At 63.5% G+C, this 16,439-nt stretch carries 17 protein-coding genes; 12 read left to right on the top strand and 5 right to left on the bottom strand.

The features are described from left to right. Positions 1–149 precede the first annotated feature (149 nt). Positions 150–1,538: a dihydrolipoyl dehydrogenase gene (gene lpdA, locus M3484_RS07385; RefSeq protein WP_249496381.1), complete on the top strand. Its 1,389-nt coding sequence runs from the start codon at positions 150–152 to the stop codon at positions 1,536–1,538. Between the two features lie 84 nt (positions 1,539–1,622). Here the strand turns inward: lpdA and M3484_RS07380 are convergent, their stop codons facing one another. The 4 genes from M3484_RS07380 to M3484_RS07365 all read right to left on the bottom strand — a co-directional run bounded on the left by M3484_RS07380 (position 1,623) and on the right by M3484_RS07365 (position 4,198). Then, positions 1,623–2,099, bottom strand: coding sequence for a copper chaperone PCu(A)C (locus M3484_RS07380; RefSeq protein ID WP_249496380.1), 477 nt, complete (start codon positions 2,097–2,099; stop codon positions 1,623–1,625). 62 nt (positions 2,100–2,161) lie between these two features. Then, complete coding sequence (locus M3484_RS07375; protein WP_092901012.1) at positions 2,162–2,515, bottom strand: hypothetical protein; 354 nt, start codon at positions 2,513–2,515, stop codon at positions 2,162–2,164. Between the two features lie 72 nt (positions 2,516–2,587). Further along, a complete protein-coding gene (locus M3484_RS07370) occupies positions 2,588–3,415 on the bottom strand; it encodes a sulfite exporter TauE/SafE family protein (protein ID WP_092901009.1) in 828 nt (275 codons plus the stop codon). A gap of 78 nt (positions 3,416–3,493) precedes the next feature. Then, positions 3,494–4,198 carry a fumarylacetoacetate hydrolase family protein gene (locus M3484_RS07365; protein WP_249496379.1) on the bottom strand — a complete coding sequence of 235 codons (705 nt, stop codon included), beginning with the start codon at positions 4,196–4,198 and terminating at the stop codon, positions 3,494–3,496. A gap of 369 nt (positions 4,199–4,567) precedes the next feature. Between M3484_RS07365 and M3484_RS07360 the strand changes: the two genes are divergently transcribed. From M3484_RS07360 to M3484_RS07325, 8 genes are all read left to right on the top strand, one after another. Continuing rightward, a complete protein-coding gene (locus M3484_RS07360) occupies positions 4,568–6,781 on the top strand; it encodes an NADP-dependent isocitrate dehydrogenase (protein ID WP_502942438.1) in 2,214 nt (737 codons plus the stop codon). A 94-nt stretch (positions 6,782–6,875) separates the two neighbouring features. After that, entirely contained in the window at positions 6,876–7,097 is a 222-nt protein-coding gene (locus tag M3484_RS07355) for a hypothetical protein (protein ID WP_249496378.1), read from the top strand. 21 nt (positions 7,098–7,118) lie between these two features. Beyond that, a complete protein-coding gene (locus tag M3484_RS07350; RefSeq protein ID WP_249496377.1) occupies positions 7,119–8,528 on the top strand; it encodes an FAD-binding oxidoreductase in 1,410 nt (469 codons plus the stop codon). A gap of 104 nt (positions 8,529–8,632) precedes the next feature. Next, entirely contained in the window at positions 8,633–9,451 is an 819-nt protein-coding gene (phnC, locus tag M3484_RS07345; protein WP_092900997.1) for a phosphonate ABC transporter ATP-binding protein, read from the top strand. A 60-nt stretch (positions 9,452–9,511) separates the two neighbouring features. Continuing rightward, complete coding sequence (gene phnD / locus M3484_RS07340; RefSeq protein ID WP_092902191.1) at positions 9,512–10,408, top strand: phosphonate ABC transporter substrate-binding protein; 897 nt, start codon at positions 9,512–9,514, stop codon at positions 10,406–10,408. A 66-nt stretch (positions 10,409–10,474) separates the two neighbouring features. Further along, positions 10,475–11,386: a phosphonate ABC transporter, permease protein PhnE gene (gene phnE, locus M3484_RS07335; protein WP_249496376.1), complete on the top strand. Its 912-nt coding sequence runs from the start codon at positions 10,475–10,477 to the stop codon at positions 11,384–11,386. 3 nt (positions 11,387–11,389) lie between these two features. After that, positions 11,390–12,727, top strand: a complete 1,338-nt coding sequence (gene phnE / locus M3484_RS07330; protein ID WP_249496375.1) for a phosphonate ABC transporter, permease protein PhnE — start codon at positions 11,390–11,392, stop codon at positions 12,725–12,727. An 85-nt stretch (positions 12,728–12,812) separates the two neighbouring features. Further along, positions 12,813–13,430, top strand: coding sequence for an LbetaH domain-containing protein (locus M3484_RS07325; RefSeq protein ID WP_092900989.1), 618 nt, complete (start codon positions 12,813–12,815; stop codon positions 13,428–13,430). Here M3484_RS07325 and phnF read toward each other — a convergent pair. Beyond that, complete coding sequence (gene phnF, locus M3484_RS07320) at positions 13,427–14,143, bottom strand: phosphonate metabolism transcriptional regulator PhnF (protein WP_249496374.1); 717 nt, start codon at positions 14,141–14,143, stop codon at positions 13,427–13,429. The genes M3484_RS07325 and phnF overlap by 4 nt on opposite strands. A gap of 114 nt (positions 14,144–14,257) precedes the next feature. On the opposite strand from phnF, the gene phnG reads away from it, so the two are divergent. From phnG to M3484_RS07305, 3 genes are read left to right on the top strand one after another with little or no spacing between them, the layout of a single operon-like run. Next, positions 14,258–14,725 (top strand): phosphonate C-P lyase system protein PhnG, encoded by a 468-nt coding sequence (gene phnG / locus M3484_RS07315; RefSeq protein WP_249496373.1) that lies wholly within the window; start codon positions 14,258–14,260, stop codon positions 14,723–14,725. Further along, positions 14,722–15,315, top strand: coding sequence for a phosphonate C-P lyase system protein PhnH (phnH, locus tag M3484_RS07310; RefSeq protein ID WP_249496372.1), 594 nt, complete (start codon positions 14,722–14,724; stop codon positions 15,313–15,315). Before phnG ends, phnH begins: the two co-directional genes overlap by 4 nt. Next, the gene (locus M3484_RS07305; RefSeq protein WP_249496371.1) at positions 15,315–16,400 is read left to right on the top strand and encodes a carbon-phosphorus lyase complex subunit; all 1,086 of its coding nucleotides are present in this window, start codon (positions 15,315–15,317) and stop codon (positions 16,398–16,400) included. The genes phnH and M3484_RS07305 overlap by 1 nt, the downstream gene beginning before the upstream one ends. Positions 16,401–16,439 lie beyond the last annotated feature (39 nt).

The raw sequence follows: 16,439 nt of genomic DNA, 5'->3' as shown, positions 1-16,439 counted from the left end.
CGCCCTGCTGATCCAGATTCTGGCCTGACTTTCACCCGCCTACAAATATCTCCGGGGCGCGAGGATCGTTTGCGCCACCGGTTCAGGTAAACCGATGTTCGCCTGGGGCAGGCAGCCCCCGGCTTTCCGCCAGCACAAGGAAACCACCCATGGCAGATTTCGACGTTATCGTGATCGGCGGCGGCCCCGGCGGCTATGTGGCCGCGATCCATGCCGCACAACTTGGCCTGAAAACCGCCTGCGTCGAAGGGCGCGAGACCCTTGGCGGCACCTGCCTGAACATCGGCTGCATTCCGTCGAAAGCGCTGTTGAATGCCACCCACCAGCTGCACGAAGTTCATGAGAACTTTGAGAAAATGGGCCTGATGGGCGCCAATCCCAAAGTCGACTGGGAACGGATGCTGCGCTACAAGGATGACGTGGTGACCGGAAATACGAAGGGGATCGAATTCCTCTTCAAAAAGAACAAGGTGACCTGGCTGAAGGGCTGGGGCTCGATCCCTGCCGCCGGTCAGGTCAAGGTCGACGAGGAAACGCATAACGCGAAAAACATCATCATCGCCACCGGCTCGGTGCCCTCCGTTCTGCCGGGCATCACCATCGACGAACAGGTCATTGTCACCTCGACCGGCGCGCTTGCGCTACCGAAGATCCCGAAGAGCATGGTCGTGATCGGCGCCGGCGTCATCGGGCTGGAAATGGGCTCGGTCTATGCCCGTCTCGGCGCCGAAGTGACCGTGGTCGAATATCTCGACGCGATCACGCCCGGCATGGATGCCGAAGTTGCGAAAAGCTTCCAGAAGATCCTTACGAAACAAGGGTTCAAATTCGTACTCGGCGCCGCCGTCCAGGTGGTGGAGCGCACGAAGAAAGGCGCGAAAGTCGCCTGGAAACTGAAGAAGGACGATTCGGCCGGCGAGATCGAGGCCGATGTCGTCCTCGTCGCCACCGGGCGCAAACCCTTTACCGACGGGCTGGGCCTCGAAGCCCTTGGCGTCGAAATCCTGCCGCGCGGCCAGATCAAAGTCGATGACCACTGGCAGACCTCGGTCCCGGGCATCTATGCCATTGGCGACGCGGTGCCGGGCCCGATGCTCGCCCATAAAGCCGAGGATGAGGGCATGGCGGTCGCCGAGGTTATCGCCGGCAAGGCGGGCCATGTGAATTACGGCGTGATCCCCGGCGTGGTCTATTCTACCCCCGAAGTCGCCAGCGTTGGCAAAACCGAAGAACAGCTGAAAGAGGAAGGCCGCGCTTATAAAGTCGGAAAATTCCCTTTCATGGGCAATGCCCGCGCCAAGGCCGTGTTCCAGGCGGATGGTTTCGTCAAGCTGCTGGCCGATAAGGAAACCGACCGCATTCTCGGCTGCCATATCATCGGGCCGGGCGCCGGCGATCTGATCCATGAGGTTTGTGTCGCGATGGAATTCGGCGCCTCGGCGCAGGATCTGGCGCTGACCTGCCATGCCCACCCGACCTATTCGGAAGCCGTTCGCGAGGCGGCGCTGGCCTGCGGTCTTGGCGCGATCCACGCCTGACCCCTCACTTCTGCCCAGATGATAAAGGGCGGGTGCATGGCACCCGCCCTTTATCTTTTGTCCGGGCCGATCCGTGGCTTCCGGTCAGTGACCGGTATGATCCTCGGCCTCTTTCGGTTCGTCGATCGAGAATTCCACCTCGATCCGGCCAGCCCGTTCAAAGACGAGGGTGCCGGGAACCATTTCGCCTTTTTTCAGGCTCTGCTTCAGACCCATAAACATGATGTGATAGCCGCCGCGCTCCAGCGCGACGGTCTCACCGGCGGGGATTTCCAGCACCGGCACATGGTTCATCGTGGTGACGCCATTCGCATCCAGCTCTGTCACATGCAGTTCGGTCTTTTCGGCCAGATCGCTTTCGACCCCGATCAGCCGGTCGGGTTCGGTCCCGGTATTGGTGATCCTGAGAAAGCCCCCCGCAGTTTTCGCCACAGCGGGCGGGGTCGGGATATAGGGATGCCCGATTTCAAGATCGCCGCCCTTGAAGCCATGTGCGAAAGCCGCGCCCGAGACCAGGCCCGAGATCATGATTGCAGCCAGAGCCGCGCTGAAAATTTTCATCGTTCTGTTCCGTTTTCCATCAGAGAGGTAACCGGCATCTGCCGGTGGCAAGAAATCCGCTCTCAGATGGATGGGGGGCCGCGCGCCTCGGGGACCGACCAGGCGAACGCTGCGCGAATGGGGGCCGGAGGCACCGGCTCCAGCGCCAGAACAAAGCGATAGGTGATTTCTGACAGACCCGCCGGCGGCTCGGGCACCGTGGCCGTATCGCTCAGCCGGCACAGCGGACAGTCGCCCGGCGCGAAGATGCCATCGCCGCACAGCTCGTTGAGATTGCCGCCCGCCATGATGAAATTGCGCATGGCAAGATCATCTCCCGCCGGCACCTTATGCGCATAGGCTGTTACCGTCATGGCAAGAACCATGAGGCAGGCGGTCACCGCCCCGGTCAGCTTCTGGATAAGGTCCCGAGTCATCGGGCGGCAAGATGCCCGATCCGCAAGGGTCTGGCAATGCGGCAGCTTACCCCGGGGGGAAGGTTTCTGCCCTTACCAGCCAAGCGCCTTGCGCAGCATATTGGCCGCGACGAAGATCAGGAAGACCGCGAAAATGCGTTTCAGCGGCTTGGGGTCCATCGCATGGGCCAGTTTCACCCCATAGCTGGTGGTGACCATGGTGATGCCGATCACCACGACAAATGCGGGCAGGTTCACCGCGCCGAGCGTCAGCGGCGGGCGCGTGGCCGGGTCCAGCGGCATGAGCAGGAACCCGATCACCGACGGCACCGCGATGGTGATGCCAAAGCCCGAAGCCGTCGCCACCGCGCGGTGGATAGGCACCCCGTAAAGCGTCATCAGCGGCACGCCAAAGGATCCGCCGCCAATCCCCATCAGCACGGACAGAAAGCCCAGCACCGAGGATTGCACGGCACGCACCGGCCCGGTCGGCATCGTATCGGCGATGCGCCAGCTTTGCCTGCCAAAGGCCATGTAAAGCCCCACGACCATTCCCAGCACGCCGAAAATCGCCTGAAGCGCGTCTGACCGCATCTGGCTTGCTGCCAGCATTCCAAGGATCGCGCCGATCACAATCCCCGGCGCCCAGGTCTTCAGCACCTCCCAGTCGACAGCACCCTTGCGGTTATGCGCCATGACCGAACGGATCGAGGTGAAGATGATCGTCGCCAGCGAGGTCGCGAGGCAGACCTGCATGACCTGCGGCCCGCCATAGCCAAGCGCGGTGAAGACGTAAAAGAAGGCCGGCACCAGCACGATGCCGCCACCAACGCCCAGAAGCCCGGCAATAATCCCGGCAAGCGCGCCGACCACGAACAAAAGCGCCACCAGCGGCAACAGGGTTGCAAGATCGGGGATCACGGGCGCCTCCTCATGATTACGCGCCCTGCATAGGTCACTGCGCCGGCAGAGAAAAGCCCGTGCAGATCTTCGCGCCGTTCAGACAAGACGCAGCGTGAGATCCCCGATGCCGTCGATATGGGCCACCAGCAGATCACCGCGCCCGACCGCTCCGACACCTGCAGGGGTGCCGGTCATGATGATGTCGCCGGGGCGAAGGGTGAAGAACCGCGACAGCACGGCGATGATTTCCGGCACTTTCCAGATCATCTGGTTCAGATCGCCCTCCTGCCGGCGGTCGCCATTCACATCAAGCGTGATGGCGCCGGATACCGGGTGACCGACCAGGGACACTGGCACCAGCGGTCCGCAGGGCGCGGAGTTTTCGAAGCTTTTCGCGATCTCCCAGGGGCGGCCGAGTTTTTTTGCCTCGGACTGGAGGTCGCGGCGCGTCATGTCGAGGCCGATACCATAGCCCCAGACATGATCCGGCGCCGCGCTTTCAGGTATATCCCGCCCCCCTTTGGACAGTGCCACCACCAGCTCGACCTCGTGATGCAGATCGCTGGTCGCAGCGGGGTAAGGCATCGTATCCCCGGTCAGGATGCTGTCCGCACTTTTGAGGAAGAAGAACGGCGGCTCGCGATCCGGGTCATGGCCCATCTCGACGGCATGGGCGGCATAATTGCGCCCGATGCAGAAAATGCGCCCGACCGGAAAGCGCTCATCCGTTCCCAGGACCGGCAGTCCCGGCTGCGGCGGCGGTGTGATCACCCAACGGGCGGCTTCTTGTGTATCGGGCATCCGGGCGGGCTCCTCACAACCGTTTCAGCCATTTTCAGGCCCGGTCGGGATTTTCACAAGCCCCTCTGCGCCGCCTCTTGTGATCACATTCTGGCGCAAGGCCCCCACCGGTTATGGCAATCAGGCCCTCACGGGCCTTACCGGCCCCGCAAAACCGGCGAAAATACGGAAAAATCAGCCTTTGCTGCGGTTGCACAGTTGCACCGGCGGCAACTGTCGCCCAGAAGAGGCACAGAGTTGAATTGCCCCTTGCAGGGCAGCGCCGGCGCGGGTCGTCAGGGCTGCATCAAAGGCACGGGGCCCCGGCATTGACCGCCCCATTCAGCCCCGGGCGGATGACGTGAATCGCTAACGGAGGATCAGCCGACCATGGCCGACAAGGGAATGCCCGCAATCGTTTACACCAAAGTGGATGAGGCACCGGAACTCGCCTCATACTCGCTGCTGCCGATCGTCCAGCGTTTTGCGAAAGCGGCCGGGATCTCGGTTGCGACCCGTGACATTTCGCTGGCGGGCCGCATCATCTCGGCCTTCCCGGAACGTCTGACCGCGGCACAGAAACAGGCCGATGATCTTGCGGGTCTGGGCGAATGGGTGAAGACGCCCGAGGCCAATGTGATCAAGCTCCCGAATGTGTCGGCCTCGGTGCCGCAGCTGGTGGCGGCGATCAAGGAACTGCAGGGCCAGGGCTACGCCCTGCCGGATTACCCGGCGGAACCCGCGACGGCTGAGGAAAAAGAGATCCGCGCGCGCTACGATGCGATCAAGGGCTCGGCCGTGAACCCGGTGTTGCGCGAAGGAAATTCCGACCGCCGCGCCGCGAAAGCGGTGAAGAATTACGCCAAAGCGCATCCGCATTCGATGGGCAAATGGGCGGCGGACAGCAAAACCCGCGTGGCTGCGATGTCGGGCGGCGATTTCTTCTCGAACGAGACCTCGGTCACCCTGAGCGCTGCACAGGCCGGCCCCGTGAAGATCGAGCTCTCTGGCGCATCGGGCAAGGTCACGGTGCTGAAAGAAGGCGTCAGCCTGCCCGAAGGCACCGTGGTGGACGCGACCTTCATGTCGGCGAAAGCGCTGGATGCGTTTCTGGCGGATGAGATTGCGAAGACCAAAGCCGAAGGCATCCTGTTCTCGGTCCATCTGAAAGCCACGATGATGAAGGTGTCGGACCCGATCATCTTCGGCCATGTGGTGAAGGCCTGGCTGAAACCGGTTTACGAGAAACACCCGGACCTGGCCGATCTCGACGCGAATGGCGGGCTTGGCAGCCTGCTCGCACAGATCAGGGCGCTGCCGGATGGCGCGGCGATCCTCGCCGATATCGATGCGACCATGGCGGCGCGCCCGCCGCTTTACATGGTGAATTCGGATAAGGGCATCACCAACCTGCATGTGCCCTCGGATGTGATCATCGACGCCTCGATGCCGGCGCTTTTGCGCGCGGGCGGCAAGGGCTGGGGTCCGGATGGCAAAGAGGCAGATACGGTCTGCGTGATCCCGGATACGTCTTACGCCCCCGTCTATGATGAAAGCGTGAAATATTTCATCGAGACCGGCGCGCTGGATCCCGCGACCGCAGGCACGGTGCAGAATATCGGTCTGATGGCGCAAAAGGCCGAGGAATATGGCTCGCACCCGACCACCTTCGAAATCCCCGAGGATGGCACCGTCCGCGTCATCGCGGCGAATGGCGATGTGCTGCACGAGCATAAGGTGGAAAAGGGCGATATCTGGCGCCTGTGTTCGACCCGCAAAGCCGCGATCCTCGACTGGGTGCAGCTGGCCATCGACCGCCAGCGGCTCGAAGGCTGCCAGGCGATCTTCTGGCTGGATGAGGCCCGCGCCCATGACCGGGAACTGCTGGCCTATGTCCGCCCGATCCTGAAGGATAAAGGCGTCGAGGCGAAATTCCAGGTTCTGGCACCACGCGAGGCGACCCGGCTTTCGTTCGAGACCATCCGCGCGGGCAAGGATTCGATCGCAATCACCGGCAATGTGCTGCGTGACTATCTGACCGACCTCTTCCCGATCCTGGAACTGGGCACCTCAGCCAAGATGCTTTCCATCGTGAAACTGATGCAGGGCGGCGGCATGTTCGAGACCGGCGCCGGCGGTTCGGCCCCGAAACATGTGCAGCAGTTGATGGAGGAAAACCACCTCCGCTGGGACAGCCTCGGTGAATTCTGCGCACTTGGCGAAAGCCTCAGCTTCCTCGCGGAAGCGACCGGCAATGAGAAGGCGCGCGTCCTTGGCGCAGCCGTGGATCAGGCAACCCAGGGCATCCTGGACAATGACCGCAGCCCGGGCCGCAAGGCCGGCCAGCCCGACAATCGCGACAGCCATTTCTGGTTCGCGCTTTATTGGGCCGATGCGCTGGCGAAACAGAATTCCGACGCCGAACTGGCTGCGGAATTCGCCCCCATCGCGAAAGCCCTCTCCGAAGGCGAGGCCACCATCACCGCCGAACTGCGCGCTGATCGTGGCAAGCCGGTTGATCTTGGCGGCTATTATCATGGCGATGCCGCAAAAACCGCCGCTGTGATGCGCCCATCCAGGACGTTGAACGCAATCATCGACTGAGATCGCTGACGTCACCCGAAAACACCGCTGGCGCCCCATCCGGGTGCCAGCGGTTTTCTTTTGCACGCCGCCGACCGCCAGGGGCGGGGGCTGAATGGGGCTTTCATCCTTCGGGAGGCCGGGAAATTTTCTGAACGAAGGTGTCGTCACCGGCAGTGAGACCAACGTGGCGCTAAACGTCGTGAAACAGGCAACCGGCGGCACGGGCGCGGCGACCTTCCAGACCGGCACTACTCATGTTGCTGCTCCATACCGACGTCGTGATCTTCTGATCTTGCTTGATCCCGGTGGCGGCGGCGCGCAGATACTCCCCTGACGGAAATCAGGAGAAAGCCGGATGGACAGGGTGCTGACGGAATTGCAGGCCGCGATAGGCGCGGCCTATGTGCTGACCGGCGACGACATGCGCAAATATGCCGATGACTGGATGGGCCATTACCACGGCACACCGGTCGCGGTGCTACGGCCTGGCTCCACCGCAGAAGTGGCAGCCTGCCTGCGCGTGGCGGCAGAGGCCGGGGTGAGTGTGGTCCCGGTCGGCGGCAATACCGGCCTTGTCGGCGGCACGATGGCTGTGGGCGGCGTGATGATCAGCCTTGACCGGATGAACCGCATCCGCGAGTTGCGCGCGGGCGCGCGCCTCGTGATCGCCGAGGCCGGCGTTATCCTGCAAAAGATCCATGAGGCCGCCGAGGCCGAAGGGCTTTACTTCCCGCTCTGGTTCGGCGCGCGCGGCTCGGCGATGCTTGGCGGCGCGCTGTCGACCAATGCAGGCGGCTCGAACGTGCTGCGCTATGGCTCGACGCGCGGGCTTTGTCTCGGGATTGAGGTGGTGCTGGCTGATGGCCGGGTGCTGAACCTGATGAGCGAGCTGCATAAAGACAATTCCGGCTACGATCTGAAACAGCTGTTCATCGGCGCCGAGGGCACTCTGGGCATCATTACGGCCGCGGTGATGAAGCTGGTCCCGGCGCCCCGCGCCCATGCCACCGCCGTCGTGGCGGCAGACAGCCTGCCAAAGGCGCTTGGTTTGCTCAATCGGATGCAGGAGGCGACCGGCGGCCGCGTCGAGGCCTTTGAGCTGATGCCAGAGGATTATTCGCGCCAGCTGTCGAAAGCGCGCCCGGATCTCGGCCAGCCCTTCGCAACCATCCCGCCCGTGACGCTGCTGATCGAGGCCGCGACAACATCCGCCGAAGAGGCCGATCCGGGCCCTGATGGCCAGGTGCCCCTGATCGCAAAGCTGGAATCTGTCCTGGGCGCGATGCTCGAAGAGGGGCTGATCGAAGACGCCATCATCGCGCAATCCGAGGCGCAGCGCATGGCGATCTGGGCCCGGCGCGAGGCCGCCGCCGAAATCTGCCACGGTCTCCACCCGTTTGTGGATACCGATATCTGCCTGCCGGTGGACCGGGTGGACACTTTCCTGACCGGCATCGTTGCCCGGCTTGAAGCGATCTCACCCGGCGCGGGAACGATCACTGTCGGCCATCTGGGCGATGGCAATCTGCATTTCTCGGTCTATCCGGCGGCAGAGGGCCATGAGGATCAGGTGATGAACTGCATCGAGGACATGGTCGCAGAGCTCGGCGGCTCCTTCTCGGCCGAACATGGCATCGGTCTTTCGAAACTGGCCTCGATGCGGCGCAGAAAGGATCCGGTGGCGCTGGATGTGATGCGGGCGGTGAAATCGGCGCTGGATCCTTCAGGGCTGATGAACCCCGGCAAGGTCATTCCCGCAAGGTAAACGGGGGCCAAGGCCCGCCGCCGTTACGCAAGTTTCACATCGGAGAGAACCCGATGTCACAAAAGCCCAATAGGTCCGCCTGAGGAAATCAGAGGCGGACCCTCATGCTGGAAGTAAAATCCGTTACCCGGATGTTTGGCCAGAAAGCGGCCGTGGACAATGTCAGTTTCCGCATCGACGGCCCGGGTTTTGTGGGCATCATCGGGCGGTCGGGGGCGGGTAAATCCACCTTCCTCAGGATGATGAACCGCCTGCTGGACGCGTCTTCGGGCGAGATCCTGGTCGATGGTCGCAATGTGCTGGCGCTGAAGGGTCGCGAGGCCCGCGCCTGGCAAAGCCAGTGCGCGATGATCTTCCAGCAGTTCAATCTGGTGCCGCGCATGGATGTGGCTTCGAATGTGCTGCATGGCATCCTGAACCGCCGTTCGTCCTTGCAGACTTTGTTCAACATCTGGTCGCGAACCGATATCCTGAAAGCGCTGGAAATCCTCGACCGGCTCGGGATCCAGGAACAGGCCCCGAAACGCGCCGAAGCGCTGTCCGGCGGCCAGCAGCAACGCGTCGCGATTGCCCGCGCGCTGATGCAGGACCCGAAAATCATCCTCGCCGACGAACCCATCGCGTCTTTGGACCCGATGAACGCTCAGGTCGTGATGGATACGCTGAAAGCGATCAATGTCGAAGACGGCCGCATGGTGATCGCGAACCTGCACACGCTCGACACCGCCCGCCGTTACTGTGACCGGGTGATCGGGATGCGCGATGGCCGCGTGGTGTTTGACGGCACGCCTGACCAGCTTTCGACCGGCGTGGCGCGTGACATTTACGGCGCGGATGAAAGCTTCAACGAAGCTGCGACCTCGACCGCAATCCCGTCTGACACCGGCGCCGACCGCTCTTACGCCGACACGCTGATGTCGTAACCCATTCCCCGGACGCGCCCGCGTGCCGGGGTTTTTCTTTACCCCTCCATGGAGAAGACCATGAAAAAGATCGCACTGGCTCTGGCCGTGACCACCGCCCTGACCGGCATGGCGCAGGCCCAGGAAATCAAACAGTTCAACCTCGGCATCCTCGGCGGCGAGAACGCCCAGGACCGCATGACCTCGAACGAGTGCTACCGCGCCGCCATCGAAGAAGCGCTTGGCGTTCCGGTCAAGGTCTTCACCCCCGCCGATTATGACGGCGTGATCCAGGGCCTGCTCGGCGGCACCATCGACCTCGCCTGGATGGGCGCGAGCGGTTACGCCAAAGCCTATATCACCGACCCGGAATCGGTTGAGGCTGTTCTGACCAAGCAAAACATGGACGGATCGACCGGCTATTATTCGATCGCCTTTGCCCGCACCGATTCCGGCATCAAGACGCTCGAAGACGCCAAGGGCAAGAAATTCGCCTTTGCCGAGCCGAACTCGACCTCGGGCTACCTGGTCCCCGGCGCTGAAATGGTCGCGAAATTCGGCCCGCTGGAGCAGTATTTCTCGGAAGTCCGTTTCTCGGGCGGTCATGAGCAATCCATCGTCGGCGTCGCCAATGGCGATTTCGACGCCGCTGTCGCCTGGGCTGATGGCCTTGGCGAATGGGAAGACGGCTACAATTCGGGCGCCTTCCGCAAATCGGCCGATGCCGGCCTCGTCAATATGAACGACATCCAAGAAATCTGGCGCTCGGCCCTGATCCCCGAAGGCCCGATGGTCGTCCGCAAGGCCCTGCCCCAGGACGTCAAAGACAAGGTCATCAAGCTGACCGCCGACCTGCATGAGACCAACAAAGAATGCGCTTACGGCGTCGCCGCAGGCGAGGCGCTGGACTTCGTGCCGGTCACCCACGAGGCCTATATCGGCATCGTCGAAGCCCGCAAGCTGCAAGACAGCCAGTAATCTCACCTGATCCAAAGCCGGGCCTTCGCCAATCGAAGGCCCGGCCTCTTTTTACGCGGGGGCAGCATGGTCGATATCGCTTACGGGCCGGGAAACGGGTCTGGACCGGACCGAAAACCGGGCACCAGCCTGGACACAACCGAAGCCTATCTCGACATGGTCCGCCGCCGCCGTCTCTACAGCGGCATCATCCTCGCGCTGTTTGTCGCGCTGATGATCGCGGGCTTCCAGCTTGCCGAAAGCCGCAATGCGGGCGGGTTCATCAACGGCTTGCCGCAGATCTTCGCTTTCCCCTCCGAGGTGATTACCGAAGCCTGGGAGAAACGCGCCAATATCCCCGGCCTCTTCCTGCAATTCCTGCCATCGCTGATGGAAACTGTGAATATCGCCGCCGTCTCGACCCTGATCGGCGGCTTTACGGCGGCGCTGCTGGCGCTGCTGGCCACGCGCGGCCTCGCCCGCTGGCCGCGCCTGACGCCCTTGTTCCGCCGGATGATGGACCTGACGCGCTCGATCCCCGAAATCGTGATCGCCCTGATGCTGATCTTCATCCTCGGCGGCGGCCCGGTGCCCGCAATGATCGCAATCAGCCTGCATACCGCGGGGGCCCTGGGGAAGCTCTTCTCCGAAGTCGCTGAAAACGCCGATGTAAAACCGGTCGAGGGCCTGACCTCGGTCGGCGCGGGCTGGCTGCAACGGATGTGGCTCGGCGTCATTCCCCAGGTTGCGCCGAACTGGCTCAGCTACCTGATGCTGCGGTTCGAGATCAACGTCCGCGCCTCGGCAATCCTTGGTTTCGTCGGTTCCGGCGGCATCGGCTATGACCTGAAACTCGCCATGCAATGGGGCGCGGGGAAATATGACCAGGTGGTCGCGATTTTCCTTCTGCTGTTCCTCACCATCGTGCTGATCGACCAGGTCACCGATTTTTACCGCACCCGCCTCGTCCGGGGCGCGATCCAGAAGACGAGGGCCTGAGCCATGACCATCAGCCTGAATGTCCCGGCCACCCACACCACCGAATCCCTGATCGCCACATTCCGCAAACGGATGCGGATGTCTTTCATCGTCCCGGGGATCATCCTCGCCTATCTGACCTGGATCTTCTTTGCCTTCGACATCCCGGGCATCGCCGCGCGCGCCAAAACCGACAATGCCGCCATACTCCTGACCGATTTCTGGGCGCATAAAACCCATGTCACCCGCGACAATCGCAGCGGCGCGCTCTCAATCTCGAAGGATGGCGAAAACCGTGGTGCCTACCCACCCGGCCTGTTGCCCGACTGGGTCAGCGTCACCGATGGTGTCACCACCATCGACCTCGGCTCCGGCAATATCGTTACCTATGACGATCAGGGCGCGCGCTATGTTGTCCCCGGCTACGGCACCATAGACATCCGTCCCGCCGCCGACGGCCAGTCGCTCATCCTCGACGCGCCAGAGCCGCTGCCTTCCTGGATCAATGCCTCAGACCGGCTGATTACCGTCACCACCCCGGCGGGCCGCTTCAACTATTCGCGCTCCAAGGTCGAGACCTTCCGCTACCAGGCCGGCTGGGCGCTTTTCTTCTTCACCGCCGACAGCCCTTTCTTCCAGAAATCCCCCTGGGACCTCGCATCGCTGGCCTTCTCCGGTGACCGCATCGACCCGGCGCGGTCCAATATCAGCTATATGGCGTCAGAATTCTGGACCAACAAAATGTGGCACCATGGCGAGGTCGCCTGGGCCCTGTTCGAGACCCTGCTGATGGCCTTCATCGGCACCTTCCTCGCAGCCCTCGTGGCCCTGCCGCTGGCCTTCATGGCAGCGCGGAACTTCAACCCGCTGGGGCCGCTGCGCTTTGTGATGCGCCGCATCTTCGACTTCATCCGCGGCGTCGATGCGCTGATCTGGACCATTGTGCTGGCCCGCGCTTTCGGCCCCGGCCCGATGACCGGCGCCTTGGCGATCCTGATCACCGATACCGGCACATTCGGCAAACTTTACTCAGAAGCTCTTGAAAACATCGACGAAAAACAGGTCGAAGGCGTCCGCTCCACCGGCGCCACCACCCTGCAGCGCGCGCGGTTCGGCGTGCTGCCGCAGGTCACACCCGTCCTCATGTCGCAGGTGCTCTACCTCTTTGAGTCGAACACCCGCTCCGCCACCGTCATCGGCGCCATCACCGGCGGCGGCATCGGGCTCCTGCTCACGCAAGCCATCATCACCCAGAAAGACTGGGAGGACGTCGCCTATTACATGATCCTGATCGTGCTGATGGTCATGGCGCTCGACAGCCTCTCCGGCTGGATCCGCCGCAAACTGATCAAGGGCGAATAAGCCCTTTTCATCTGTCCTTAAATATCCCCGCCGGAGGCTCCCCCATCAGCCAACCGGCGGACCACTCCCCCGAAAGCCCCGGAAAATGCCCCGCCTCTCGCCGATTGCGCCCTTCCTGCACCCCAACACCCATATCGCCAATTCCACCTTCGGCGCTTACTGCGAGGTCGGCGAAGGCACCCGCGTGTTGAACTCAACCTTCGAAGATTACGCCTATGCCGAACGCCTTTCCGACATCGCAAATACCACGGTAGGCAAATTCGCCAATATCGCCGCCCTGACCAGGATCGGCCCGACCGACCACCCTTTCGCCAATGCGGCGCAACACCATTTCCTCTACCGCTCTTCCTGGTATTTTGACGATGCCGAAGATGACCCGGACTTCTTCGCCGCCCGCGCCGCCCGCCGCACGGTGCTCGGTCCCGATTGCTGGATCGGCCATGGCGCCATCATCAAACCCGAGATCACCCTCGGTGCCGGTGCCATCGTCGCTTCGGGCGCGGTGGTGACCAAAGACGTCCCCCCATTCGCCATCGTCGGCGGCAGCCCGGCCAGGCTGATCCGGATGCGCTTTTCCGACTCTGTGATCAACCGGCTCATGGCACTCGCCTGGTGGGACTGGGATCATTCCCGCCTGCGCGACGTCCTGCCCGACTTCCGCAAGCTCCCCGCCGAGGCTTTCCTTGAGAAATACGAGGGCTAAGCCCCTTCCGGCGTTACCGTCAGCGTCACCCGGTCCCCCGCGAACCAGGTGATGCCGAACTCGACCGGCACCCCCGCCCCGTCCACATTGACAGAAGTCGTGCGCAGAACCGGCGCGCCTTCGGGGATCCGCAGCGCCAGGGCCACCATTGTGCTGGCGGCCCTGGCCGAGAGCCGCGTTGAGGCGCGGGTGTAATCCGCCACCCCCACCGCCGCCAACGCGCGCGTGATAGAGCTTTCGCCCTCAAAAGCCGCCGCGAGACCGGGCAGGCGTGCCACCGGGAAGACCGAGCGGAACACCGCCAGCGGTTGCCCATCGGCCGAGGAAAGCCCCTCAACCACAAGCACCGCATCCGCCGTCGCCAGACCGAGCGCCTGCGCCTCCTTCGCATCCGAGGGCCGTGTCTCGCGCCGTGTCAGCTGTTTCGATGGCAGCCGCCCTCCCGATTCCATTGCCTGATGAAAGCGCACCCGCCGCCCGAGCGGGTAATCCGTGGGCCGTCCAAGCACAAAAACCCCGGCACCGCGCCGCGCATGGACCAGGCCGCGTTCCGCCAGATCGGCCAGCGCATGGCGCACGGTATGGCGGTTGACGCCAAACCGGACCGACAGCTCCGCTTCGCTTGGCAGCCGCGCGCCGATGGGAAAATGGCCCTGCGCGACTTCAGCCGCCAGTGTCCCGGCGATTCCCTTCCACAAAGCCGTGCGCGCCATTCCCTGCCCCCGTTACCGAAGTTTCGCAAAATATTCGCATTGACGTCACCTGTCGCCCGCCGCTTACTTGTATAGTTGTCTAGTAAAACAGACAAGTCAGAAAAGATGTCTGCTATGAATCACACCGGACCTTCCCCTGCCAAAGATCTCACCGGGGCGCGCCGCGCCTGGATGGGCACCCTCGCCCGCGCGCGGCCCGAGGCGCTTGCCGCGCTTTTGCCGATGCCGCTGCCCGACCATCACGACCTGCGCGCGCCCGAGACCGGCACGATGATGGTCCAGGGCCGCATCGGCGGCAGCGGCGCGCCGTTTTCGCTGGGCGAGGTCACCGTGACCCGCGCCACGCTGCATCTCCCGGATGGCACCACCGGCCATGCGCTGGTCCAGGGCCGCGACCGCGTCCATGCCCGCCATGCCGCCCTGGTCGATGCGCTGATGCAGACCGATGCGGCAGAGCGCATCCGTGCAACCATCCTCATGCCCCTGACCGAGGCCGAGGCCGCCCGCCGCAAGGCGCGCGCTGCCAAAGCCGCCGCCACCCGCGTCGAATTCTTCACCCTTGTACGCGGAGATGACAAATGAACGCGCCCGTCCAACCTGCCCCGGTCACGCCTTCGCTCGCCGGCGGTTTCGCCCATCCGGCGCATGACGCCGCCCGTGCTTTCCGTGCCGCGATGCAGGCCCTGGCCCGCCCCGGTCGCATTCAGATGATCACCGGCGCGCTGCCGCCCGCGCCGCTCTCGGTTGCAGCGGGGACGCTGGCGCTGGTGCTGATGGATCAGACGACGCCGGTCTGGCTCGCCCCTTCGCATGACAGTGCCGGGCTGCGCGCCTGGCTGACCTTTCACACCGGCGCGCCCTTCACCACGGCTGAGGCCGCGCATTTCGTGATCGGCAGCTGGGAGGCGCTGGCGCAGGTCTCGCGCTTTGCCACTGGCACGCCAGATTATCCCGACCGCGCCGCCACGCTGATCGTTGAAATGCCGGCGCTTGAGGCGCGCGGCGCCCGCCTGACCGGGCCGGGCATTCAGGACAGCGCCCGGCTTACCCTGCCGGAAATCGCCGCTTTCCAGGCCAATAACGCGCTGTACCCGCTGGGGTTTGACACTTTCCTGACCGCCGGGGACCAGATCGCCGGTCTGCCGCGCTCAACGAGGCTGGAGGATATCTGATGTATGTTGCCGTCAAAGGCGGAGAGCGCGCCATCGACAACGCCCATGCCTGGCTCGCCGAAGAACGCCGGGGCGACACGGGCATCGCCGAGCTGTCTATCGCGCAGATCCGCGAGCAGCTGAAACTCTCGGTCGACCGGGTGATGGCGGAGGGCTCGCTTTTCGACCCCGACCTCGCCGCGCTGGCGATCAAACAGGCGCGGGGCGATCTGATCGAGGCGATTTTCCTGATCCGCGCCTATCGCACTACCCTGCCGCGTTTTGGCGCCACGCTGCCGGTCGAGACCGCCACGATGGCGGTGATCCGGCGCGTCTCTGCCACGTTCCGCGATGTGCCGGGCGGCCAGATCCTCGGGCCGACCTTCGATTACACGCATCGCCTGCTGGATTTCGCGCTGGCTGCCGAAGGGATCACCCCGCCAGAAGCAGCGAGCGCCAGCCCGGAGCGGCTGGATGCGGTGCCGCATGTGATGGGCTTTCTGAACCGCGAAGGGCTGATCGAAGAGGCCGGCACCGGCGCCGACACGCCCCCCGATCTGACGCGCGAAGCGCTGGAACTGCCCGCGACCCGGGCGCTGCGTCTTCAGGCACTGGCGCGCGGCGATGAGGGGTTTCTCCTGTCGCTCGCCTATTCGACACAGCGCGGCTACGGCAATACCCATGCCTTTGTCGGCGAGCTGCGCATCGGCCAGGTCACCGTCGCGGCCGAGATCCCAGAGCTGGGTTTCAGCATCGAGATCGGCGAGATCGAGCTTTCGGAATGCGAGACGGTGAACCAGTTTGGCGGATCGAAAACCGAGCCGCCGCAATTCACCCGCGGCTATGGTCTGGTCTTTGGCCAGAGCGAGCGCAAATCGCTGTCGATGAGCCTTGTTGACCGGGCTTTGCGCTGGAAGGAACTGGGGGAAAGCCACAATCCGGCCCCGGCCCGCGATGAGGAATTCGTGCTGTCGCATTGCGACAATATCCAGGCCACCGGATTCCTCGAACATATCAAGCTGCCGCATTACGTCGATTTCCAGTCCGAGCTGGAGCTGATCCGCCGGCTGCGCAGCGCCGCCCTTTCCGCACAGGAGGAAGAATGATGCCCGTCCAGATCGCGCCGCCGCTCTGCTGATCACCCT

This window comes from Pseudomonas sp. GX19020, from assembly GCF_023371075.1.
Classification (GTDB): domain Bacteria; phylum Pseudomonadota; class Alphaproteobacteria; order Rhodobacterales; family Rhodobacteraceae; genus Pseudogemmobacter.
The sequence above is the reverse complement of the archived record's forward strand: the minus strand, read 5'-3'. Positions and strand labels throughout refer to the sequence as shown.